The organism is Sphingobacterium sp. BIGb0116 (genome assembly GCF_024808035.1).
Lineage (GTDB): Bacteria > Bacteroidota > Bacteroidia > Sphingobacteriales > Sphingobacteriaceae > Sphingobacterium > Sphingobacterium paramultivorum.
This window is the reverse complement of sequence record NZ_JANUDT010000009.1, coordinates 214,341-238,042: the sequence shown is the minus strand read 5'-3', so window position 1 is coordinate 238,042 and position 23,702 is coordinate 214,341. Positions and strand designations below refer to the sequence as shown.

Below are 23,702 nucleotides of genomic sequence, written 5' to 3'. Positions count from 1 at the left end.
CGCTAAGACTAGCTATAGAAAATAAGTTTTGTAAATCTATTCGAAATTTCTACTTTTGTCGCGGAGAGTTGGCAGAGTGGTCGAATGCGGCGGTCTTGAAAACCGTTAACTGTCACAGGTTCGGGGGTTCGAATCCCTCACTCTCCGCAGAAAAAGCCTTTCAGAAATGAAAGGCTTTTTGCTTTTGCCCCTTTATTCTCCCCCATCAAAAGATCAATTTTCTTATAGTACCATTCCATTCGAATTATCAGAGCGTTACCTACAAGAAAACAACATTTCACACAACTCTTCTTTGCCACATGCACTCTTTTTCACTTTTTTCATTCTTTTATGTAATAATCTGTAATTCATAACATCTAATAAGCAGAATATTCTAGAAAACCATAATTACTAATTTTAAATTCAATTCTTATGAAAACTATTGTTCTTCGTATCAATAAAGATCTACCGAACTATTTATGCCATTTCACCAAAGTCGCTATTTCAATACTTTTACTTATGATTTACGGATCGGTATTTGCACAAAAAAAATATGATTTTCAGGTCAGTATCTATGGAAAAGGAACACCAATCATTCTTATTCCAGGATATAGCTGTAGTGGAACCGTATGGACAGAAACTGTAAATCACCTAAAAGACAAATACGAATGTCACGTGCTTACACTTCCTGGCTTCGCAGGACAAGCAGCTATTAAAGAAGCATTGCTTGAGACTATGCGCAATGAAATCATAGCATATACAGAGGTAAAAAAAATGCAAAATCCGATTCTTCTAGGTCATAGTTTAGGTGGCTTTTTGAGTCTCTGGATCGCAAGCACCGCACCTTCGCTATTTCAAAAAGTTATTGTTGTGGACGGAGTACCGTTCTACCCGGGCATGCAGAACCCAAATACAAGTGTAGAGGAAGTAAAAAAGTTTGTCGATAAAGATGCACTTATCGCACAATTTACTTCGATGGGAGACCAACAACTTAGTGCCTATGCTAACAATATAGCACGACAGCTGGTAACCGATTCTATAAAAGCCAAAACAATAGCCGAATGGCAAGTACAGAGCGATAGAGTTACATTAGCATCTGCTTTTTATGAAATGATGACGACGGATATCCGTCAGGATCTTGCTAAAATTACCATCCCCGTTTTGGTACTAGGTAGTAAGTACGAAACGCTGGAAAAATCACAACAGATTCTTTCCGAACAATATAAGTATGTGAAAAAGCTAACTTTACACAATACCAACAGTAAGCATTTTATTATGTATGATCAGCCAATATGGTTTTTTAAAGAACTAGATACATTTTTAAAATAACCCGATGACCAACAAAGAAAACTTTGAGATTATTTACAAAGAATATGCGCCGGCCATCCGCAAGTTATGCCTCAGTTATACCGGAGACCGAGATAATGCAGAAGATTTAATCCAAGAGACCTTCATTACTGTATGGAAAAAACTCGACAGTTTTCGCAACGATGCCAAATTAAGCACCTGGATCTACAGAATAGCGATCAATAATTGCTTGACGAGTATGCGAAAAAAACATCAACATTTAAAAAAAATAACCGACACAAGCTGCATCGATATACCAGAGGATTCATCGAATGAAAAAATACAGCAGATTGATCTGCTGTACAAATGTATCAGCAAGCTAAAAGAAGCTGATAGAGTACTGATCACATTGGTATTAGATGAAAAACCTTATGAGCAAATAGCAGAAATTACGGGAATTACAGAGAATAATCTCCGTGTAAAAATCCATAGAATTAAAAAGGAATTAACCGAAATTTTCCATAAATATGCAAGACTTTAACGATTTACAACATCTTTGGAAACAGGATAGCAAACAAAATATCTTGTCCCCAAAACACCTGAATAAGGCCAAAAACTTTCGTCAAGAATTAATAAGGAAAGAAATAGCCGGTGCTGTTTTATTGCTTGCAACAGGATTAATTATTCTTACTCTGGCATATTTCCTTGATTTTAGGCATAAAACGCTCGCATTGTACACATCGATGTTTATCGTATCCTTCCTTTGTTTTATACAGGCATACTTAATGTTGACTACTGCACGTAAAGTCAAAAAGATCAACGAAGTAGCTTTACCTACTAAACATTTACAACAGTGGCAACAGTTTGATTCCTTTCGAAAGAAAAGAATTCATTGGAACATGCCGATTTATCATCTACTTCTCGGTATAGCGATCTCGATCTATCTTCGGGAAATCCTAGCGGGTGCTAGTTTCCACTATTATTTACTGACTTACCTTCCAACCTATAGCTGGATTCTATTTTCCTACTTTTATCTGGGCAAAAGACAACTCGCTAAAATTGATCGATCAATCAACGAAGTTATTTTTGAATTACAGGAGTTAGAACGACAGTTCGGGAATTGAAAAATCGGATTATATATGCTCCTAAAAAATACATTCATGGTTACATTTTTAATTGCAATAAATAAGCTAAAACAAGATTATGATCACATCTAAAGCGAACATATCGTCCACGGCAGAGCCCGCTATCTCCAATATGACATCGAAAAGTGGGTTACCCCTTAAAAATAACCAACTGGTATTCAACTACATTTCTATTTAAGAGTGCTAAAACTGCTTTTAAACAAAGAAAAATGTAAAATAAGTTTTGTAATTCTACCCAAAATTTCTACTTTTGTCGCGGAGAGTTGGCAGAGTGGTCGAATGCGGCGGTCTTGAAAACCGTTAACTGTCACAGGTTCGGGGGTTCGAATCCCTCACTCTCCGCAGAAAAAGCCTTTCAGAAATGAAAGGCTTTTTGCTTTTTAGCCCAATTTATTCCCTTACTCTTCTTAAGAACTTACCTCAAGTTTATATCCTTTACCACGTATAACCGTAATTTTGATATTCGGATCAAACTCCAATTTTTTTCTAAGTTTTGATATAAACATATCTAAACTGCGCCCAACAATAATCCCCTCATCTTCCCAAATTTCTTTTTGCAGCCGTGTTCGCGCTATCGTTTGGTTGGGAGACAAGGCGAAAATATGCAACAGACGGGTTTCCGTTCCAGTGAGATCTATGGTATTTTCATTAATGACCATTTCTCGCTCCTGCGGATTAAACAAAACGGCCCCAAAGGTTAAAATACTGTTATTTTGATCGTCTAACACAGCGCTTCGCCTCCGATCCGATTTCCAAAAAAAGAATCCAGCAAATGCTAAAAACAACAGGATACCAAGAAAATAGCTATTCGCTGCTGTATTTATCCCGCTAGGTTTAAATTTAATATTGATCATGTAACATCCTTTAGGTTGCACTCTACCTCTACAAGCAATAATATCATCTTTTTTATTATGGGAAATAGCATATCCATAAGCTACACTCGAATTGCCACAGTTGAGGACGTTAACGACATAATCACGGGCAAGAGGATCATTGACCAACAGGCGCTGAATAACACTCACCAGTGAGTCTGGTTTAAAGGTGATTTCATTCTCAAACCTGATCTGATATTCATTTTCTTGAATCTTTTCTATCGGAAGTACCCTTGATCTACTGTCTCCAGACTGCGTAAGCAGTTCATCTCCTACCCTCCTAAGCAAAACTTCTCTCCTAGCGCTATCAAAATCGTCTGTGCCAGTCATATCAAAAGCAACAAAGGCCATCGCAATAAACAAGAGTATTATGCCGCCATACAAGTACTTGCGGTTCCCTGAGAAAATATTTCGGCTTTCAGACATACGATTTACAATTTATTTACAAAGATTACATCACTATTTACAATCTAAATCCCTCTATATAAGTATCATCAAAGTATTTTTGTTACATCACTCTAAAAAAGATACGAGAGAAAAAAAGTTTGAACGGCTCTAATTTACTGGGATAAATCTAATGTTCATTAAACTTTTAAAAATATGAAAAAAATTATCTACGTATTGGTTTTACCGCTCGCTATAGGAAGCGGCTTGGCCTTTGCCAATCGCGAAATCAAAAATGAAACCTTTAAAAAAACGGCCCCGAATTCACACACTCCTACTGAAATGACCGCCGAAATGAATAAATGGGAAGCGAGCCCCAATGGTATAAAGTTCAAAAAATGGCAAGAATCTCCCGAAGGTATAAAAGTACTTGACAATGCTGCGAAAATAAAGAATCAAATAAAGAATTCTGCCAACATAGAGGCGGTTGTAACTTCTCTTTATCTTCCACTAGGTGCACAGTTAGGTTTTGGAGTGATGGTTAGGATTAATCGTGAAGACTATATTCTAAGTTTTGGTCTGGAAAATTCTAATGAATTTCAACAATTGAAAAGTCTGAAAGTAAACGACAAAATAACGATAAGGGGTCGTACCGTCATGTACGCACCTAAGTATTCGTATCCAATAGTAGCGGGCAACTATGTACAAAAAGCTAACAAAATAATTTATAAACGCATCCCTAACCAAGGCGGTTGCTGAGTAACCTTCCTACCACTCCGCAAGAAAAGCCTTTCAGCATTGAGGGGCTTTTTTGCAAACCACTAGAAAAATTTCGACAGCCTAGCAAGCGTCCTAAATTGATTGAAAGGACAAAATAACAAGTGAATTGGTCAAATCGGATCAAAAACGAACAAACTAGAACATAGCATAAAAAAAACTGATTATCAACAATTAAGAAAAAAAAATACAGAAAGTACTTGAGAAAAACCTCAGTTTTTAAAAAAAATACTGTGGAATCCATTCTTCTCTGTCATCATAATAATGAGTAACAACAAAGTGTTAACCTAAAGATGACGATCATGGCAGAATTAAATCAAAAAACGCAAGAAACGGAAAAAAAAAAATAAGAAGCAGAAAAATGGCTCCTAAAGTAGATTTAACAGCCATGGTAGACCTCGCATTTCTTCTCATTACATTCTTTATGTTGACCACAACATTAAATAAACCTTCTGCAATGGATATCGCCATGCCAGACAAAATTAAATCAGATGTAGAAAGTTCGGTTCTTATTGATGAAAACCGCACGGCGACTCTTATTCTAGGCGAAGGAAAATTCATGTGGTATCATGGGGATTTCAAAAAACCGATCAGCTCTTCAAAAGTACCGGTAGATATCGAGAAAGGGCTCCCAGCCGTTATTGCACAGTTAAAAGCTAAGATAAGCACCATGCCCAATACAAAGGACATGATTGTATTGATTAAGCCTAGCAAAGAAGCGCGCACAAAAGATGTTATTCAGACGATAGATCAATTGAAGGGCCAGCATATCGCACGTTACGTGATCAGTAAAACGCAAATCGAAGAAGAAAAGCAATTGCTCGCTGCACTCCAGTAACATTGATTTGATCGATATCCTATCCATGCATTGAGTCAACCTATTGAACGAGCCTTTTATAGGTAAAATCAATTAATATCATCAAAAAACGTGGAAATGCTTTCTATCTGATGAAATAGACAATAACAAGTTTACCGAAAGGTCGTATGATCGATCTTTCGGTAGATTCCAGATCCGTACCGTAAATTATCTTTTATCCAGATTGTTCCAATAACGTTCCACATTCTCTTTTACCTCAACCGGTAGGGACGCATAATTGTCTGAAAACGTTGTCTGACCATAACCATCTGCTTCCTCCGCACGGAGACGGTAAAACTTATTTTTATAAAGAACTAGTCCAATACAGCTTAGCTGCTTTTTTAGGTCATCCTTTGGATGCCTTGAATAGATAAATAATGCATCCAATTTACCATCCCTATCCGCATCAAAAAATGCCTTTCGAGATTCCCAAACCGACGTAACGATCCCTTCTTCGGATATGGATTCATCAGCCACAAGCTGCCACATTCCGTCTATCTGCTGAAATTGTTGTACATAAAGTTTGTCGGGATCGGCACCCCGTTCCTCTTTTGAAAACACAATATAATTATCTTCTTTTGGAGTTTGAATGCGTTCCACTTGTAACACACGCTTCCCCTTAAATGGAAAACCAGAAGATTGAAAATTTTCCTTATTGATCGAAATTGTTGTAACCTGCGCCTCAGCAGCATAAAATCCCATCGATAATAGGATTAAAAGAACGTATTTTCCCATATGTTTTTCCCTTAGTATTGAGTCAATTTACTGACAATAAAAGAGAATTACAATATTTCAACGAGACATCTTTACATCCAAGTGATGCGATTCTCTATAAATGTCACTACATTTAATCCAGACAAACATCATGAAGAAGTTTCTGATCCAGCTATAGGTCTTTATTCATGAGCTTAGATCATACGCCGATGAAACAGGATATTCAAACACTCGATGATATTAAAGTATTAGTAGATCAATTCTATACGACGATACGTAACGACACTTTGCTCGGACCTATTTTTAAAGAACGAATCCAAGACAATTGGACTATACATCTTGAAAAGATGTATAGTTTTTGGCAGACTATCCTACTGGATGAACATAGCTATTTTGGCAGCCCCTTTCCACCCCATATTAACTTGCCCATTGATGCGCAACATTTTGGTCAATGGCTCAAATTATTCGAAGCAACAGTAGATCGCCTATACAGTGGACAAAAGGCCGAAGAAGCCAAATGGCGTGCGCAGAAAATGGCACAAATGTTTCAGTTCAAACTGGAATACCTACATGCAAACCCCAACAAGAAACCATTGATCTAAAGTTAGCCTACAAAGCCCACTTGATAGCATTGTTAAATAAAAAGAAAAATTAATCCATAAAAAAAGCCCTTGGAAATTTCCAGGGCTTTTTTAGTTGATGTGATTCAATTTATGCTTTTTCTTCTTTTAAGGAAGTAGAATCTTTTTTGGGTTCCTTTTCTTCAAAACCTGAGCGTAAAATTTCATCCCATAAGGAAGAACTTACTCCAAAACCTTTTTCTGGATCCGAATAATGGTGCAACATATGGTGCTGTTTGATCCGTTTGAAAATACCGCTTTTAAAATTAGCATGGTGCATTGCATAATGACATTCATCATAGATCAAATACCCCACCATAAAACCTGAGAAGAAGCAGGCTAAGATAAACTCATTTGAAAAAAACAATGTAAAACCAAGATACACCAAAAGAGCTAGTGGAATACTCGCTGACAATGGCATCACCAAACGCATACGGTCTCTTGGGTAATCATGATGCACACCATGGAAAATAAAAGCGATGCGCTTTCCCCATTCCGTTGTCGGGTGAAAATGAAATACCCAACGATGTAATGCATATTCAAAAGCAGTCCAAAAAGCTAAACCAAAAATAAAATACCCAATGTATGTTAAAAAGGAAATCTCTCCCCAAACTAGCGCTTTATACGAAAAGAAAACAACCACGGGTACATAGAAAATCAAAGGTACACTCCAATGCACTTTCGTCAAAGACTCTAAAAAGTCATTGTTGAACATGCGCGTAGATTCCGTAGAATTTGAAACATAATTACGCTTTGCCATAATACTATTTTTATTATTCCCTCACAAAAATAAGTATTTTAAGCACAAATGAAGAAGGTTTCTGATGAGAAAAACAAAATAACTGACCTTTTTAATAAAAAGGTTAAACAACAATCATTACCCCAATTAAGCTAAACCCTTTTTATTGCATCTATTACCCTAAATTTCACTCTTTTTCGCTTTAATCAACTAAAATCTCAGCACGAGAAAATTGACAAATCCAAGACAGTTTGCTTATTTAAAGTTGACTGTTCCACCGGCCATTTTCTTTTCTACACGTTGTTCTGGTTTTCCATAAACATCAATCACACCGCCACCACGTGTTTTGGTTTCGATGGAATCAGTTGCAAAAACATCCGCTTTTCCCCCGCCATTGACAGTAACTACCGTTGTGGCTGTCTTAAAGTCTTTACCTTCATATTTGCCACCAAAATTCGAAATGATCTCCTGTCTGTTTGCTTTTCCATACAAAGCGATTGTGGCACCTGAGGTCACTTTTATTTCAGCTGTTTTTACCGCTGTATAGAGATCAACCAGGCCACCTTCTGAAGCATATACTTTTAAGTGGTCAACAGCAACTGGATTATTTGTAGTTGCAAATACCTTAGCTCCTTTTTTTGCTTCCACATTGTTTAAACTCTTGTAATATACCTTCACAGAGATATCCCCCCCCTGCAGCATATTCAACGTATTCATTTTCAAAACCAAGGATCCATTTGTGTTGACCACCTTAACATTCTCGTGATTCTGTCCTTCAAACGTCACTAAGGACTCGTCCGACTTAATCAACTCCACCTGAATCTTGTCCGTCGCTACAACCGAAGAAAAATCGCCAACATTTTGCTTCACCTGCCCAAACCCCATTTGGGCAATTAATAAAAGAATTACACTGACTCCTAAAAATTTCATATTTACTTGACTTTTTATTGTTGTTCGTCAAAAAATAAGCCAATTCCTATTAAGAACAATATTTTTAACCTATTTTGACATAAAAAAGGCGCCCTTAGATAGGGCGCCTTTATGATCTATTTTTTCAGCCTATGCTTATAGTTTGCTATTAACGTCTACTGCATTCAAATCAGCGAACGCTTCTTTCAGACGAGCAACAAATGTTTCTTCACCTTTACGTAACCAAACGCGTGGATCATAATATTTTTTATTTGGAGAATCAGTTCCTTCTGGGTTACCGATTTGACCTTGCAAATAATCATGGTTTTTCGCTTCATAAGCTCTTACACCATCCCAGAACGCCCATTGCATATCCGTATCAATGTTCATTTTGATCGCGCCATATGAAATCGCTTCTGCAATTTCTTCAGGAGAAGAACCAGAACCACCGTGGAATACGAAGTTTACTGGCTTTTCAGCAGTAAGATTATATTTCTCACGAATATATTCTTGTGAATTATGTAATATAACTGGTTGCAATTTCACATTACCTGGTTTGTAAACACCATGAACATTACCAAATGCAGCTGCCACTGTAAATTTGTCAGATACTTTAGATAATTCTTCAAAAGCATAGGCAACTTCTTCCGGTTGGGTATACAGTTTTGAACTATCTACATCCGAGTTGTCAACACCGTCTTCTTCACCACCTGTAACACCCAGCTCGATCTCCACAGTCATACCAAGTGGTTTCATACGCGCTAAGTATTTAGCTGAAATTTCAATATTTTCTTCAATTGGCTCTTCCGATAAATCCAACATGTGAGAAGAGAACAATGGTTTTCCGTGTTGCGCAAAGAATTTCTCGCCAGCGTCCAACAAACCGTCGATCCAAGGTAAAAGTTTCTTAGCTGCGTGATCTGTATGCAGAATAACTGCTACACCATAATGCTCAGCTAATAAATGAACATGTTGTGCTGCAGATACCGCTCCCAATACGCAAGCTTGTAAATTATCGTTGTTTAAGGTTTTACCAGCGTAGAATTGCGCTCCACCATTTGACAATTGAATAATTACAGGAGAATTTACTGCTTTCGCAGTTTCCATAACCGCATTGATAGAGTTTGTTCCGATAATGTTTACCGCAGGCAAAGCAAACTTATGTTTCTTCGCAACCTCAAACAACTCTTGTACTTGATCTCCTGTCAATACACCTTTAAAATCTTTTAGGCTCATATTTCTGTTATTGATTTATTTTAATCTTTCATTAAACTTGAAGCTACTAAATTATTAAAAATTATTATTACTTCCTAATTTTTACAGTGTACTAAATACACTATCAATTCACATCGGATATAGAATCTTAACAAATCATAAAACCCCGACTGTTCAATTGAATAGGAACTTTCCAGTTACTCCTTTTTCAATGGCATTGACAACAAAATATCCACAATTATCCTTAAATCACAGAAAAGACACCATAGAAATATTCAGAAATATGAATTATTTTAAAAATTGTATCGGGATTGATTAAATTTGGATTCACCAAATTGTCACTATTATGCTACAGGTATACGGTATCAAAAATTGTAACACAGTAAAAAAAGCACTTACATGGTTGGAAGACAATAATGTTCCCTTTCAATTTCATGACTTCAAAAAAGAAGGCGTCAGTGTAGATAAATTAAAAGAATGGGAAACACAGGTAGACTGGCAGGCTCTAGTGAATAAAAAGGGAACCACATGGAAAAAGTTATCTCCAGAAACTCAAGAGCAAGTCATTGACAGTGATAGTGCCAATAAAGTACTTCAGGAAAATACAAGCATGATTAAACGTCCTGTTATTGAATACAACAAAGGTATATTACTCGGTTTTAATGAAGCAGAGTACGTAACAAATTTAAAATAGTTCCACAAAGCTTCCCGGAATGGAGGTTCTAAAAAGCCTCCAATTATCCAAAATAAACCTTTAAGGCCCCTTTTTATCCCTTATATTATGAAACGTCGTTTGCGTTTTTTTTGGCTCAATGTACTTTTCATTGTATATTGGAGCAAATAAACATAATTTAAGTAGACGTATGATGAAAAGAATTGCACTGGCTTCTTTAAGCCTTGTTGCGTTGAGCTATGCTTATCCGGCCTTTGCACAGGAGAAAACATCCAATTACAGCTATACAGAGGCCTTTGCACCCTTGTTTTTTAAAAATAATGGCAATGAATATCGTTCCGCAGCCGGAAAACCGGGCCCTGCTTACTGGCAAAATGCAGCCGACTATAAAATTCAGGCTTCCCTGAACGATCAAAATGATCAAATTACAGGATCTGTCGAGATTACCTATAGCAACAATAGTCCTGACAATATGAACTATCTGTGGTTACAATTAGATCAAAATATGTTTTCACAACATGGCCGTGGTCAATTGATCTCCCCCTTGACAAACAGCCGTTACGGTGATGGTAACTCAACTTTTGATGGTGGATATCAGATACAATCTGTTACGGATGTAAACGGGAATACCATCGAACATATTATTGACGATACCCGCATGCAGCTTCGACTTCCTGCGGCATTAAAAAGCAAGGGCGGCAAAATAACTTTTAAGATTAAATACCAATATACCGTTCCTAAATATGGTGCGGACCGAACAGGTATACTTGACACAAAAAACGGAAAAATCTATGCCATTGCACAATGGTTCCCAAGACTGTGTGTCTATGACGACATTAGAGGTTGGAATACGCTTCCCTATACAGGACCGGGAGAGTTCTATCGTGAATTCGGAAATTACCAGGTTGAGATCACTACCCCGGCAAACCACATGGTTGTATTGGGTGGCGAATTGTTAAACCCCCAAGAAGTATTTACAGCTGAACAACTCAAGCGATATCAACAGGCACAACGCAGCGACGAAACCGTGATCATCCGCTCCGCCGAAGAAGTTAACGCAAAAAACTCCAGGCCCGACAAGAAAACCTTAACCTGGAAATATCAACTTAATAATGCGCAAGACATTGCCTGGGCGTCCTCTACGGCATTTATATTAGATGGCGCGAAGATCAATCTACCTAGTGGAAAAAAATCCCTCGCTTTGTCAGCCTATCCAATTGAAAGTAACAGTAACAATGCCTGGGAACGCTCGACAGAATATACGAAAGCTGCAATTGAAATCTATTCAAAAAGCTGGTTTGAATATCCTTACCCTGTAGCAGTGAATGTGGCCTCCAATGTCGGTGGAATGGAATATCCAGCCTTGTCGTTCTGTGGCAATCAGGCCAAAGCAGGCTCACTTTGGGGTGTTACCAACCACGAGTTTGGTCACAATTGGTTTCCAATGATTGTCGCATCCAACGAACGTGAACATGGCTGGATGGATGAAGGGTTCAATACATTTATTAACGAACTCGCAACAAAGGAATTCAACAATGGCGAATATTATCGTAATCAGGCGAGCAGATCCTACATCTTTACTGCCCGTAATCTTGAACCGATCATGAGTACCCCGCAAAACATGAAAGAACGTAATATTGGTGCTTTGGTCTACTATAAGCCCGCTTATGGACTGAAATTATTGCGAAACGAAATCATCGGTCCTGAGCGCTTCGATTACGCCTTTAAAAAGTATATCCAAGAATGGGCTTACAAACACCCTACTCCGGAGGATTTCTTCAAAGCTATTGAAAATGGTGCTGGAGAAAACCTAAACTGGTTCTGGCGCGGGTGGTTTGTCAACAACTGGCAAATGGACCAAGGTATAAAATCGGTATCCTATGTCAACAACGAGCCAAAATTTGGCGCACTTGTCACCGTAGAAAACCTTGAAAAATTACCGATGCCAGTTATTGTTGAAGCTACAACCGTATCGGGCAAGAAGATTCGAAAAAAACTACCAGTGGAAATCTGGGAAAGAAACGACGTATGGCAATTTAAAATACCGACCACAGAGCCACTGCAATCTGTACAGTTAGATCCGGACATGGTCATGCCGGACAAGAACCCAGACAATAATTCGTGGAAAGCAAATTAGCATATTTTCAAAATCTATTCGTTATTTTTGGCTAGAGAACAATCATGAAGGTACGGCGTAAACAAAACGGCAAATACCCTGTTCATTCATAGATTGAAAATACATAACTATATTTATTCACATGAAAATCTTACAAACGATTCTAAGCTGCTTACTTATTACGCTAATGAGTGGACATCTGGTTGCACAGGAAAAAACCAAGGGGATTATTATGGAACTTGTCAGCGGTGAGAAAATTGAGGCTGCACAAATTCAAAATTTAAGAACCAAGGCTGAAGTACAGACCAATAGAGATGGCTCCTTTGCAATTGACGCCAATATTAACGACCTCTTGTTAATCAAGGCTGTGGGATATGAACAAGATACTGTCTTCATTTATGATACCAGCTTACGCAGAGTCTATTTGAACAGAATGAATAATGTTATCGAACTCAGTGAAGTTGTCGTAGAACGGATGACAGACAGCAGACTTGCTGCTGAAATCCAACGCGAGAAGACTTTAGGAAAGTATTCTGACGCGAGTCAAAACCGTGGCGGAGTACGGATTTCTCCAAGCCGCATATTTAGCAAAGAGGGAAAACAAGCCCGTTCAAATTACAAACTTCTGATCGCAGAACGCGAGAAAAGAGCAGTTGATCGAAAATTCACTGAAAATCTGATCAAAGAATTGACTCCGCTCAATGGTTCGGATCTAGCCCTGTTTAAGGAAAGATTTAGACCTTCCTATAAATTTATTCAAAACAGCAGCCAAGAAACTCTGAAGGTCTATATCATGGATAGCTATAAAAAATTTAACGAGAAAAAATAAAAAACAAACACTTTTATCACGTGATTGTCAGAAGGTTTTAAACTGTAATAATTTTTATTTCAGTTTAAAACCTTTTCTGTTACTTTGTGTTATAATTTAGAAAAATCAGCAGAGGATGTTACACAACTTGAGGTTCGCAACAGCATTACACATTATGGTTCTGGCACAGTTAGAAGAGTCAAATCAATGGCTTTCTTCTGAATATATTGCGTCAAGCATCCAAGTCAATGCAAGTGTGGTTCGCAAAGAAATTGCATCTCTCAAAACAGCATCTTTACTGACAAGTAAAGAAGGTAAGGGCGGCGGTATTCGCATAAATCCCGAGAATCCAACGATTACCTTGGCTGATATTTATATCAGCACCAAGCAAACCGATTTCGGCGGGAAATTTAACAGTCCCAATCCGGCCTGTATTGTGGGCAAAAATATCAACTCCAAACTCCAGGATCTGTATCAGGAAGTCGACACTGATATTGTACAGCGTTTGGAAAAGATAACCCTGGCTGATTTTAGCAAAACATTTAATTAAAGGAAGCATGAAAGTAGCAGTAATTGGATCCACAGGATACGTAGGATCTCATCTCGTAAAAGAATTGGTAGACCGTAACTATGACGTAGTCGCCATCGCCCGCCACATCGAAAATATTCCATCGAGTGAAAAAGTAACCAAACTCCAAGTAGATATCAATGATAATAATCAATTGGTTTCTGCCCTAAAGGGTGTTGATGTTGTTGTTTCGGCTTTCAATGCCGGATGGACCAATCCTAATCTTTATGAGGATTTTACAAAAGGTGCATTGGCCATCCAACAGGCTGTTAAAGATGCCGGTATCAATCGTTTCATTGTTATTGGTGGTGCAGGAAGTTTATTGATTGATGGAAATAGACTGGTCGATTCACCGGATTTTCCCAAAGAAATTAAACCTGGGGCATTAGCTGCAGCAGATTATCTGAATACCATCCAGAAAGAAGATCAACTTACCTGGACCATGTTTAGTCCTGCTATAGAAATGAATTCCCATGCTGGTGGAACCCGTACCGGAAAATACCGCACAGGCCTTGATGCTCCGGTATTTGATCAGGATGGTCGTTCTAGATTATCAGTAGAGGATCTTGCTGTAGCAATAGCAGACGAAATTGAGAACAAACAATTCCTCAATAAACGCTTTACAGCAGCGTATTAGTACCCAAACAAGCATTTGATTCAGATTTTATTACAAAAGGGAGGAGCAATCTTCCCTTTTTTCATTGAGATCATTTATATTTGACATTAATTAAACAATTGAAAAGCTAAATAATCGTAAAGAATTAATCCTATGCTATTTAAAAAATCGATTCCTCAACTCATTGCTGAAGCAAATGAAAATGGAGAACACACGCTAAAGAGGACACTGTCCAGCTCGGGCCTTATCGCCCTCGGTGTCGGGGCCATCATTGGGGCAGGACTTTTCTCCCTAACAGGGATTGCCGCTGCTGAAAATGCAGGTCCAGCTGTTATCCTATCTTTCATTATCGCAGCAGTAGGCTGTGGATTCGCAGGTCTTTGTTATGCCGAATTTGCCTCTATGATCCCTGTTGCGGGAAGTGCTTACACATATTCCTACGCCACAATGGGTGAATTTGTCGCCTGGATAATCGGCTGGGATCTCGTCCTAGAATATGCACTAGCAGGAGCTACAGTAGCGGTCAGTTGGTCCCAATATTTCAACCAGCTCCTGATGATATTTCATATCCAGCTCCCCGACACCCTGCTCAAAGGCCCTTGGGAAGGTGGTGTAGTCAATCTGCCGGCCATCATTATTGTTTGTTTACTATCGCTGTTACTGATGCGTGGCACACAGGAATCATCCCGCGTAAACAATATATTGGTTATCCTAAAAGTTGGGGTAGTATTGATTTTTATCGCCTTGGGATGGAGCTTTATCAATCCTGCAAACCACGATCCATTTATCCCTGTAAATGCAGGTGAAGAGCTTGTGAAAAGTGGACAACAAAGCTTCTGGTCATTTTTAAAGAGTGATGACTTCGGTCACTTTGGTATCAGTGGTGTATTGCGCGCTGCTGGGGTTGTCTTTTTTGCATTCATCGGCTTTGACGCAGTGAGTACAGCTGCCCAGGAAGCGAAAGATCCAAAAAAAGGTATGCCAATCGGTATCATCGGCTCGTTAATAATCTGTACACTTTTGTATGTTTTATTCTCTTACGTAATGACAGGTATCGAAAACTATACGATGTTCAAAGGTGATGCTAAACCAGTTGCGACAGCTTTTGCAAAAACTGGATATCATTTCTTAAATACAGCGTTGATTATTACGATTATTGCAGGATACACTTCAGTTATTCTCGTGATGTTACTTGGTCAGAGCCGCGTATTTTATTCGATGAGTAAAGATGGTTTGCTTCCAAAGATATTTTCAGACTTATCCAAAAGACAGACTCCTTGGAAAACAAATGCTATTTTCATGGTATTCGTAAGTATATTCGCAGGTTTCGTTCCAGTTTCTGACCTTGGCCATATGGTAAGTATTGGTACCCTATTTGCCTTCACCCTCGTATGTGTAGGTATTCTAGTACTACGTAAAACAGATCCTAATTTGGAACGCCCATTTAAAACACCATTGGTTCCTTTCGTTCCAATTATGGGTATCTTGGTCTGTATTTTAATGATGGCTTCATTGCCAATTGAAAGCTGGGAGCGTTTAGCCGTCTGGCTTGCTATAGGCTTATTGATTTACTTTGTATACGGCAAAAAACATAGTGTCATTAGAAAACAACATCAGAACCAACAAAAGGTTGGTTAAACATAAAAAAGGCTTCTTAATAAAGAAGCCTTTTTTATGTTTAAGAAATCCAATAGCACATTCTTATTACAGCGCACTCAGTTTAAAATATCCATTCGCAATGGTATCTTCTTCTAGACCGATCTTTGGCATAATTTGAATACTATACAGCTCTTTATCGTGAGGTAATAGCAAATCTTCTATCTCATAAATATCATCAACATCCAAGCCATACTTATCATCGATATGTGCCGAACTGTGGTGCTTCCAAAAAACAGTGCGTTTTGCCTTTTCAGTCGCCTTCGCCAAACTGGATGCTACAATAAGTTCTTTGTAATGGAACTCGTCAAATTCATTCGGTTTGTAGCCACCTAAATTGACAAAAAACAACTTCAATTCCGAATCAATAGCCTGTTCATTCCCCCTTTCAGTAACCTTAATTTCATATTCCCCAATCTTATGGACAACACGGTACGCATCAATGTGAATTTTACCATCAGCCTCGGGCCAAAAATCTTTAATGGGATCGACAAAGTCCTTGAGCTCATTACCAATACCAAAGAAAATGTCATGCTGTTCTGTCCGTCTATTTTTCGGCTTACAACCGATCAAAATCATAAATAATTTCATAGTCAAAAATCAGTCTTTCAATGTCCTTGCTAGAATATCCAGTTTATTTTTCATCGATGTCTGTGCGTACGAATCATGGATATTTCATAACTTAAGCCCTGTAAAAAATAAAAATAACTATTATCCACCACATTTAACATATATTATATCTTCACAATGCACAAAATATTTCTATCATTTACGTTACTATTCTTATCATTACTGTCCTTTGGGCAAAAAGCCGCTACCGATAAAAAACTCGAATCACAGATAAAACAGCTTATTCAGGGTTTTCAAGGCGATGTTGGCATTTATGTACACCATCTCAAAAAAAACAAAGAAGTCAACATCCAGGGCGACAGCATTTTCCCTACAGCAAGCATTGTCAAAATCCCCATTTTAGTCGGCATCTTTAATAAAATTGAAAAAGGTGAACTACAACTTGATCAGCAACTGCTCTACCGTGCTAGTCAACAATATGGCGGCTCAGGGCTGATGCAGTTTTTTAAGGACAGTACACAAGTTGACTTGAAAACCTTGGTTGCACTTATGCTATCTTATAGTGATAATGTAACCAGCATTTGGAATCAAAAGCTTGCAGGAGGAGGTGTCGCGATCAATAAATTAATGAGCGATCTTCAACTGGCCCACACACGTGTCAACTCACAGACAGAGGGGCGGAAGCCAGATTGGGAAAGATATGGTTGGGGCCAGACTACACCAAAAGAAATGGCCGACTTAGTCACACTAATCCGACAAGGCAAAGTTGTATCCCCAAAATCTTCCGATCAGATGTATCGTTTTATGGGCAACATGTTCTACGATGAGAGAGGGCTATCACAAATCCCATCCACTGTCAAAACAGCTTCAAAAACAGGTTCTTTAGATGACGTACGCAATGAGGTCATTTTGGTCAATGCACCGAAAGGAGATTACGTTTTCAGTATTTTCACCAAGAACAATACAGATAAAAGCTGGGGAAAAACAAATGAAGCGGAGGTACTTACCCGTAAGCTTTCCAAATTGTTATGGGATTATTACCAATAAGCCTATTTAAGTCAATGTTATAAATATGTTATATAAAAAAGGGGGGCACTCAAAAAAGTGCTCCCCTTCCCTATAGTTCAAATGAAATACGTCAACTAATTTTTCAACGCTTCACCTACATTTTTAGCTTTCCGACTAATATCGTCACCTACTTTTTTGGAAGCATCTTTTACATCTTTAGCAGCCTCTTTGGTTCCAGTAGCAACATCATTTGCAACTTTCTTCGTACCTTCAGCGACATTTTTTGCGGCATCTTTTGTTTTATCAACAGCCGTGTTTGTCGCATCCACAGTCGCATCTTTTGCATCTTTCAATCCCTCTTTTACATCCTCCCCGGCATTACGCAATGCATCTTTTGTTTTTTCCCAGGCAGTATTGGCTTCTTCAGAGGCAACGCGAGCTTTTTCTTCAGCGGCTTTATCACCTTTTGCGATAGCTTCATCCAAATCCTTTTTCGCTTGTTCTGCTTTTAAACGAGCATTTTCCTCCGCATTTTTTAAATCTGCGATTGCGGCATCTACATGCTCACCGACTGTTTTTGCCGAATCTGTCGCTGTAGTGTCTTTTTTCTCCGAATTGTTGCAAGAAGACATTACCAATGCTCCTGCTACGACTGCTAAAAGTGCAATTTTCTTCATTATAAATTGATTTATGAGTGTAGTTTTCAACGGCCCATCAGAGCACGCATACATCAATTTACAACTTCTATGCCAAATAGACAAAATTATTGCTTCGGATAGATCGTTCCTTTCGCAGCTTCCAGTGTATTTTTCAACAAACCGACGATCGTCATTAAACCAACTCCCCCCGGTACAGGTGTAATCCAGGATGCTTTAGGAGCAACATTTTCAAAATCAACATCCCCATATAGCTTAAAACCAGATTTCGTTGCTGTAGAAGTTTCTCTATTAATACCGACATCAATTACTACCGCCCCATCTTTAACCATGTCCGCTGTAACAAAATTTTTCTTCCCGATTGCTGCAACAACGATATCACCCCGCAAAACCTCTGTTTTAAGGTCTTTTGTGCGACTATGTGTTAATGTCACAGTACAATTACCTGGATTGGAATTACGAGCCAGTAAGATACTCATTGGCGATCCTACGATATTGCTTCTTCCAACCACTACGGCGTGCTTGCCTGCTGTATCGATCTTATAATAATCCAACATCAACATAATACCATATGGCGTAGCTGGAATAAAACAAGGAAGATTACGTTGCATACGTCCGAGGTTGATCGGATGGAAACCATCCACATCTTTGCGGTAATCAATTGCTTCGGTAACTTTATCGGGATCAATATGTTTTGGTAAAGGCAACTGAACAATCAAACCGTCGATAGACTCATCCTGATTGATTTCTTTGACCTTAGCGATCAATTCATCTTCTGTTATGTTTTCATCATAACGAATATTTGTTGATTCAAAGCCGACCAGTTGACAGTTGCGCATTTTGCTGGCTACATAGGTTTCGCTACCACCATCATTCCCCACAAGGATAGCAACCAGATGTGGCTTACGGCCAGTCTGTGTAGTAAATTCAGCCGCATCTAACGCAATTTGCTCTTTAATTTTTTCGGAAACTAGTTTACCATCTAATAGATTCATGTTTAGGAGATTTTATTGTATTTAAAAGGAGCCCAAGAGCTCCTTTATTATTGTGTTATTTTGATTAATCTAATTTCAATACCGCCATAAATGCAGATTGCGGAATCTCTACGTTCCCAACCTGACGCATGCGTTTCTTACCTTTCTTTTGTTTTTCCAAAAGCTTACGCTTCCGTGAGATATCACCACCATAACATTTTGCCGTAACATCTTTACGCAAAGCTGAGATCGTCTCCCGGGCAATGATCTTTGCACCGATTGACGCTTGGATACGAATTTCAAATTGTTGACGTGGTAACAGTTCTTTTAGTTTTTCACAGATCTTTTTACCAAAATCATACGCGTTGCTCCGATGTATCAACGATGATAAGGCATCTACTGGCTCATCGTTCAATCGAATATCCAATTTTACCAAATCTGACTTGCGATAACCAATCTGGTGGTAATCAAATGAAGCATAACCTTTAGAGATTGTTTTCAACTTATCATAAAAGTCAAATACAATTTCTCCCATTGGCATTTCAAAAACCAATTCAACACGATCCGAAGTCAAATAATGCTGGTTCATGATCGTACCGCGTTTCTGGATACAAAGCGACATAATTGGTCCAACGAAATCCGATTTCGTAATAATATTAGCTTTGATATATGGCTCTTCGATTGAATCCAATTTACTTGGATCCGGTAGATCAGAAGGATTATGTACGATCACTTCCTCTTTATCTTTGGTCATATAGGCCTTATAGGATACGTTGGGAACTGTCGTGATAACCGTCATATCAAACTCGCGCTCTAGGCGCTCTTGAATAATCTCCATGTGAAGCATACCCAAGAAACCACAACGGAAACCGAAGCCCAAGGCTGCCGACGACTCTGGTTCAAACACCAAAGAAGCATCGTTCAGCTGCAAACGGTGCATCGATTCACGCAACTCCTCGTAATCCTCCGTATCTACAGGATAAATACCCGCAAAGACCATCGGTTTCACCTCTTCAAACCCTTGGATAGCCTCAGAACAAGGACGATCCTTATGCGTAATGGTATCCCCTACTTTCACTTCACGTGCCTCCTTGATACCAGAGATAATATAACCTACATCACCGGTCTTAATAACTTCTTTGGGTACTTGATTCAACTTCAACGTACCAATTTCATCGGCAAAATATTCTTTCCCAGTAGCAACAAATTTCACGCGATCACCTTTACGGATTTCACCATTTTCAACTTTAAAATAAGCCATGATACCACGGAATGAGTTGAAAACAGAGTCAAAAATCAAGGCTTGCAAAGGTCCGTCAGAATTACCCACTGGATGCGGAATACGGTCCACAATAGCTTCCAAAATATCCGGAACACCAAGACCTGTTTTACCAGATGCAGGAATAATCGCATCACGGTCACCACCGATCAAATCCACAATCTGATCTTTTACTTCTTCCGGCATAGCACCAGGAAGATCCATTTTGTTGAGGATCGGGATAATTTCCAAATCATGTTCCAATGCTAGATATAAATTTGAAATCGTTTGCGCCTGTATACCTTGAGATGCATCAACGATCAGTAAAGCGCCCTCGCAGGCAGCAATTGAACGCGACACCTCATAAGAAAAATCTACGTGCCCCGGGGTATCAATCAGGTTCAAGATATATTCCTGACCATCTCTTTTATAATTCATTTGGATGGCGTGACTCTTGATCGTAATACCACGTTCACGTTCCAAATCCATATTATCAAGTAATTGTGCCTGTGCCTCACGCTGACTGATGGTATTGGTATACTCTAAAAGGCGGTCTGCCAAAGTACTTTTGCCATGGTCAATATGCGCAATAATACAGAAATTACGAATGTGCTTCATATAGGATTTTTAAACTCTTTTGCTAAAAGGCAAAGATACCTTTTTTTATATATATTTATATAAACTAGCTTTTTTTTAGTTTACTATACGCGAAGAAATCAGACCAGACACTATTCCTATTAAGAACGGAAGAAACTGCATTCGCTATTCAGCAATAGCATATAAAAAATGCTTCTGATTTCGTGTAACATTGTCTGTGTCCCAAGAAATTCGTCCCCGAAATTGCTCCGAACGAATTGGGCAATTATCGACCTGACAATATTGGCAGCACTGTGGAAGACAAGGATCCGCATGAACGAAAAATTCGGTCCGTACCGACATTTCCTTATTGACAATCTTATCCACAGCAGAAATTTCATCATGCACCTGGATAAGGTCAAGGTAACGAGGTAGTGTGAGATGGCAATCTACATGGAGTTCGTTCCCATAGCGCTGTACACGAAGATTATGAACATCAATCCATTCATCTTTCCGATTGCGCTCCAAGATTTCGACTACATCCTGTACGAGCGCTGTATCCGATTCATCCATCAATCCACCGATCGATTGGCGAAGTAGCTTATAACCATTGAAGAGGATAAAAAGCCCCAGTACAATTGAAATGACCACATCGATCCATTGGAAACCTGTCAGTCTCATCAATAGTAAACCCAGTATCAATCCGACCGTACTATAGGCATCTACCTGCAGATGTTTTCCGTCCGCCACCAAGGTAATGGAGCCCAATGCACGTCCACGCTTCATGATATAGAATCCTACTGCAAAATTTATCACAGATGTAATACCGATCAGATAAATCCCTTGTTCAAGGTGTGTTAACGCTGCAGGAAAGAAAAGATTGTAACAAGCCTTGGCTAAGATAATGGCGCCGGCGATAAAAATAAGTCCACCTTCCAAAAACACCGAAAAGAATTCCACTTTACCATGCCCGTAGGGATGATTCTCATCCTTAGGCTGCGCCGAAAGATAAATACTATAAAATGCAAAACCCGAAGCAATCACATTAACGATACTCTCTGCCGCATCTGTAAAGATTGCACTGGAGTCCGTTAAAAAGTAGGCAAAAAATTTCACAATCATCAAACCTATTCCCGTAAAAAGTGATAATAAAACCAATCTTCTTTGTCTTGACATGATGCTTATCTTCTATATGAAACCTTCTATGAGCAAATGATGAAATGAGGGCCAGCCAACATTTTTGTGAGCGCAAAGGTAAAGATATAACGACAAATCAGAACGATTAGTTTTGAACATCCAACGTCAGGGATCAATTAAATAACTGTGCTAAATCGCTTCAACAGTCCTTTTATTAAAAAAGCCCAATAAAAGAGCTACTTTTCTTTGTAAATTCTCAAAAATAAAGAAGATTATTTGCAACGTATGTAATATCTTTGTCTTACCATGAGCACATCATCATACTTATCAGACAGGATAAATAATTTGTCCGAATCGGCTACACTTAAAATGACCAAGTTGGGCCGCGAATTAGCAGCAAAAGGCGTTAATGTAATTAGCCTTAGCGTAGGTGAACCTGATTTCAACACGCCTGAGCATGTAAAAGATGCAGCGAAGAAAGCCCTAGATGAAAACTGGACGCGTTATTCGCCGGTACCGGGATACCCTGAATTGCGCCAGGCAATTGTAAACAAGTTGAAGACAGAAAACAATTTAGATTATGACATCTCTCAAATTGTTGTTTCTACAGGTGCAAAACAATCCCTGTCTAATGTAATTTTGACTTTGATCAACCCAGGTGATGAGGTAATTATCCCAACACCATATTGGGTATCATACTCCGAAATGGTCATTTTAGCAGAAGGAAAATCGATATTTATCAATACAGAGATCGACAATAACTTTAAGATTACACCAGCACAATTGGAAGCGGCAATTACACCAAAAACCAAATTGTTTATGTTCTCTTCGCCAAACAACCCCACAGGAACAGTTTACAGCAAAGATGAATTGGCTGCATTAGCTAAAGTTTTCGAAAAACATCCACAGGTATTTATCCTATCCGATGAAATCTACGAACATATCAACTTTGTAGACAAACACGAATCCATCGCACAATTTGAAAGCATCAAAGATAGAGTAATTATCATCAATGGCTTTTCAAAAGCATTTGCAATGACGGGATGGCGTTTAGGTTATATCGCTGCCAACAAAACCATTGCTGCCGCAAATGATAAATTACAAGGACAGACAACCTCAGGTACATGTTCAATTTCTCAACGTGCGGGTATCGTCGCTTATGAACAAGGATTAGAATCTGTCAACAAAATGAAAGAAGCTTTCGCTCGTCGTCGCCAATTGGTATACGATCTATTGACTGAAATCCCTGGCGTAAGAACAAATCTTCCAGAGGGTGCATTCTATTTCTTCCCAGAAATCTCTTCGTTCTTTGGTAAAAAAGACCAAGATGGTAATGTCATTAAAAACTCATCTGATTTGGCATTGTACTTATTGAATGTTGGTCACGTAGCTACAGTAGGTGGAGATTCATTCGGTAACGACAATTACATCCGCTTGTCTTATGCAGCTTCAGACGAAAGTTTGATCGAAGCTTTAAAAAGAATCAAAGAAGCATTAGGAAAACTAGCCTAATCTCCTATCCAAATAAAAAAAGAGCTCCTCTGAGCTCTTTTTTTTTCAGTTCCAATTTTCCCCTAAATTTTCGACAC

24 protein-coding genes and 2 tRNA genes are annotated in these 23,702 nt (G+C 38.7%); 16 read left to right on the top strand and 10 right to left on the bottom strand.

Annotated elements, in window-relative coordinates:
• The first annotated feature begins 62 nt into the window (after positions 1-62).
• From M2419_RS20840 to M2419_RS20820, 5 genes are all read left to right on the top strand, one after another.
• Positions 63-147 (top strand) — tRNA-Ser (locus tag M2419_RS20840).
• Between the two features lie 264 nt (positions 148-411).
• Entirely contained in the window at positions 412-1,308 is an 897-nt protein-coding gene (locus M2419_RS20835; RefSeq protein WP_153846861.1) for an alpha/beta fold hydrolase, read from the top strand.
• Positions 1,309-1,312: 4 nt separating this feature from the next.
• Positions 1,313-1,807, top strand: a complete 495-nt coding sequence (locus tag M2419_RS20830) for an RNA polymerase sigma factor (protein ID WP_153846860.1) — start codon at positions 1,313-1,315, stop codon at positions 1,805-1,807.
• Positions 1,794-2,390 carry a hypothetical protein gene (locus tag M2419_RS20825; protein WP_153846859.1) on the top strand — a complete coding sequence of 199 codons (597 nt, stop codon included), beginning with the start codon at positions 1,794-1,796 and terminating at the stop codon, positions 2,388-2,390. Before M2419_RS20830 ends, M2419_RS20825 begins: the two co-directional genes overlap by 14 nt.
• A 278-nt stretch (positions 2,391-2,668) precedes the next feature.
• Positions 2,669-2,753, top strand: a tRNA-Ser gene (locus M2419_RS20820).
• 65 nt (positions 2,754-2,818) lie between these two features.
• Here M2419_RS20820 and M2419_RS20815 read toward each other — a convergent pair.
• Positions 2,819-3,709, bottom strand: coding sequence for a winged helix-turn-helix domain-containing protein (locus M2419_RS20815; RefSeq protein ID WP_153846858.1), 891 nt, complete (start codon positions 3,707-3,709; stop codon positions 2,819-2,821).
• Positions 3,710-3,883: 174 nt separating this feature from the next.
• Here M2419_RS20815 and M2419_RS20810 point away from each other — a divergent pair, with 174 nt between their 5' ends.
• Together M2419_RS20810 and M2419_RS20805 are read left to right on the top strand one after the other, a co-directional pair.
• Positions 3,884-4,426, top strand: a complete 543-nt coding sequence (locus M2419_RS20810) for a hypothetical protein (protein ID WP_153846857.1) — start codon at positions 3,884-3,886, stop codon at positions 4,424-4,426.
• 379 nt (positions 4,427-4,805) lie between these two features.
• Positions 4,806-5,282, top strand: coding sequence for a biopolymer transporter ExbD (locus M2419_RS20805; RefSeq protein WP_153846856.1), 477 nt, complete (start codon positions 4,806-4,808; stop codon positions 5,280-5,282).
• 186 nt (positions 5,283-5,468) lie between these two features.
• Here the strand turns inward: M2419_RS20805 and M2419_RS20800 are convergent, their stop codons facing one another.
• Positions 5,469-6,035, bottom strand: a complete 567-nt coding sequence (locus tag M2419_RS20800) for a hypothetical protein (protein ID WP_153846855.1) — start codon at positions 6,033-6,035, stop codon at positions 5,469-5,471.
• A 167-nt stretch (positions 6,036-6,202) separates the two neighbouring features.
• On the opposite strand from M2419_RS20800, the gene M2419_RS20795 reads away from it, so the two are divergent.
• Positions 6,203-6,616: a group III truncated hemoglobin gene (locus tag M2419_RS20795; RefSeq protein ID WP_228280120.1), complete on the top strand. Its 414-nt coding sequence runs from the start codon at positions 6,203-6,205 to the stop codon at positions 6,614-6,616.
• A 109-nt stretch (positions 6,617-6,725) separates the two neighbouring features.
• Here M2419_RS20795 and M2419_RS20790 read toward each other — a convergent pair whose 3' ends face one another.
• From M2419_RS20790 to fbaA, 3 genes are all read right to left on the bottom strand, one after another.
• The gene (locus tag M2419_RS20790; protein WP_227550237.1) at positions 6,726-7,394 is read right to left on the bottom strand and encodes a sterol desaturase family protein; all 669 of its coding nucleotides are present in this window, start codon (positions 7,392-7,394) and stop codon (positions 6,726-6,728) included.
• A gap of 234 nt (positions 7,395-7,628) precedes the next feature.
• The gene (locus M2419_RS20785) at positions 7,629-8,303 is read right to left on the bottom strand and encodes a head GIN domain-containing protein (RefSeq protein ID WP_153846854.1); all 675 of its coding nucleotides are present in this window, start codon (positions 8,301-8,303) and stop codon (positions 7,629-7,631) included.
• Positions 8,304-8,438: 135 nt separating this feature from the next.
• Positions 8,439-9,518: a class II fructose-bisphosphate aldolase gene (fbaA, locus tag M2419_RS20780; RefSeq protein ID WP_153846853.1), complete on the bottom strand. Its 1,080-nt coding sequence runs from the start codon at positions 9,516-9,518 to the stop codon at positions 8,439-8,441.
• A gap of 325 nt (positions 9,519-9,843) precedes the next feature.
• Between fbaA and M2419_RS20775 the strand changes: the two genes are divergently transcribed.
• The 6 genes from M2419_RS20775 (at position 9,844) to M2419_RS20750 (ending at position 15,916) form a co-directional block, all read left to right on the top strand.
• Entirely contained in the window at positions 9,844-10,191 is a 348-nt protein-coding gene (locus tag M2419_RS20775; RefSeq protein WP_153846852.1) for an ArsC family reductase, read from the top strand.
• A gap of 169 nt (positions 10,192-10,360) precedes the next feature.
• Positions 10,361-12,307, top strand: a complete 1,947-nt coding sequence (locus M2419_RS20770; protein ID WP_227550236.1) for a M1 family metallopeptidase — start codon at positions 10,361-10,363, stop codon at positions 12,305-12,307.
• Positions 12,308-12,428: 121 nt separating this feature from the next.
• Positions 12,429-13,115: a hypothetical protein gene (locus M2419_RS20765; RefSeq protein ID WP_153846850.1), complete on the top strand. Its 687-nt coding sequence runs from the start codon at positions 12,429-12,431 to the stop codon at positions 13,113-13,115.
• A gap of 115 nt (positions 13,116-13,230) precedes the next feature.
• Entirely contained in the window at positions 13,231-13,644 is a 414-nt protein-coding gene (locus M2419_RS20760; protein WP_153846849.1) for an Rrf2 family transcriptional regulator, read from the top strand.
• A gap of 7 nt (positions 13,645-13,651) precedes the next feature.
• Complete coding sequence (locus M2419_RS20755) at positions 13,652-14,299, top strand: NAD(P)-dependent oxidoreductase (RefSeq protein WP_153846848.1); 648 nt, start codon at positions 13,652-13,654, stop codon at positions 14,297-14,299.
• 132 nt (positions 14,300-14,431) lie between these two features.
• Positions 14,432-15,916 carry an amino acid permease gene (locus tag M2419_RS20750; RefSeq protein WP_075994050.1) on the top strand — a complete coding sequence of 495 codons (1,485 nt, stop codon included), beginning with the start codon at positions 14,432-14,434 and terminating at the stop codon, positions 15,914-15,916.
• 66 nt (positions 15,917-15,982) lie between these two features.
• Here the strand turns inward: M2419_RS20750 and M2419_RS20745 are convergent, their stop codons facing one another.
• Positions 15,983-16,525, bottom strand: coding sequence for a DUF1543 domain-containing protein (locus M2419_RS20745; RefSeq protein WP_202883714.1), 543 nt, complete (start codon positions 16,523-16,525; stop codon positions 15,983-15,985).
• Positions 16,526-16,681: 156 nt separating this feature from the next.
• On the opposite strand from M2419_RS20745, the gene M2419_RS20740 reads away from it, so the two are divergent.
• Entirely contained in the window at positions 16,682-17,551 is an 870-nt protein-coding gene (locus M2419_RS20740; RefSeq protein WP_153846847.1) for a serine hydrolase, read from the top strand.
• Positions 17,552-17,646: 95 nt separating this feature from the next.
• Here M2419_RS20740 and M2419_RS20735 read toward each other — a convergent pair whose 3' ends face one another.
• The 4 genes from M2419_RS20735 to M2419_RS20720 all read right to left on the bottom strand — a co-directional run bounded on the left by M2419_RS20735 (position 17,647) and on the right by M2419_RS20720 (position 22,152).
• The gene (locus M2419_RS20735; RefSeq protein ID WP_088162833.1) at positions 17,647-18,189 is read right to left on the bottom strand and encodes a hypothetical protein; all 543 of its coding nucleotides are present in this window, start codon (positions 18,187-18,189) and stop codon (positions 17,647-17,649) included.
• Positions 18,190-18,275: 86 nt separating this feature from the next.
• Positions 18,276-19,163, bottom strand: coding sequence for a bifunctional 5,10-methylenetetrahydrofolate dehydrogenase/5,10-methenyltetrahydrofolate cyclohydrolase (locus M2419_RS20730; RefSeq protein ID WP_088162834.1), 888 nt, complete (start codon positions 19,161-19,163; stop codon positions 18,276-18,278).
• A 64-nt stretch (positions 19,164-19,227) separates the two neighbouring features.
• Positions 19,228-21,018: a translation elongation factor 4 gene (lepA, locus tag M2419_RS20725; protein WP_153846846.1), complete on the bottom strand. Its 1,791-nt coding sequence runs from the start codon at positions 21,016-21,018 to the stop codon at positions 19,228-19,230.
• Between the two features lie 144 nt (positions 21,019-21,162).
• Positions 21,163-22,152, bottom strand: coding sequence for a cation diffusion facilitator family transporter (locus M2419_RS20720; RefSeq protein ID WP_153846845.1), 990 nt, complete (start codon positions 22,150-22,152; stop codon positions 21,163-21,165).
• A 267-nt stretch (positions 22,153-22,419) separates the two neighbouring features.
• Between M2419_RS20720 and M2419_RS20715 the strand changes: the two genes are divergently transcribed.
• Positions 22,420-23,625 (top strand): pyridoxal phosphate-dependent aminotransferase, encoded by a 1,206-nt coding sequence (locus tag M2419_RS20715; RefSeq protein ID WP_227550235.1) that lies wholly within the window; start codon positions 22,420-22,422, stop codon positions 23,623-23,625.
• Positions 23,626-23,702 lie beyond the last annotated feature (77 nt).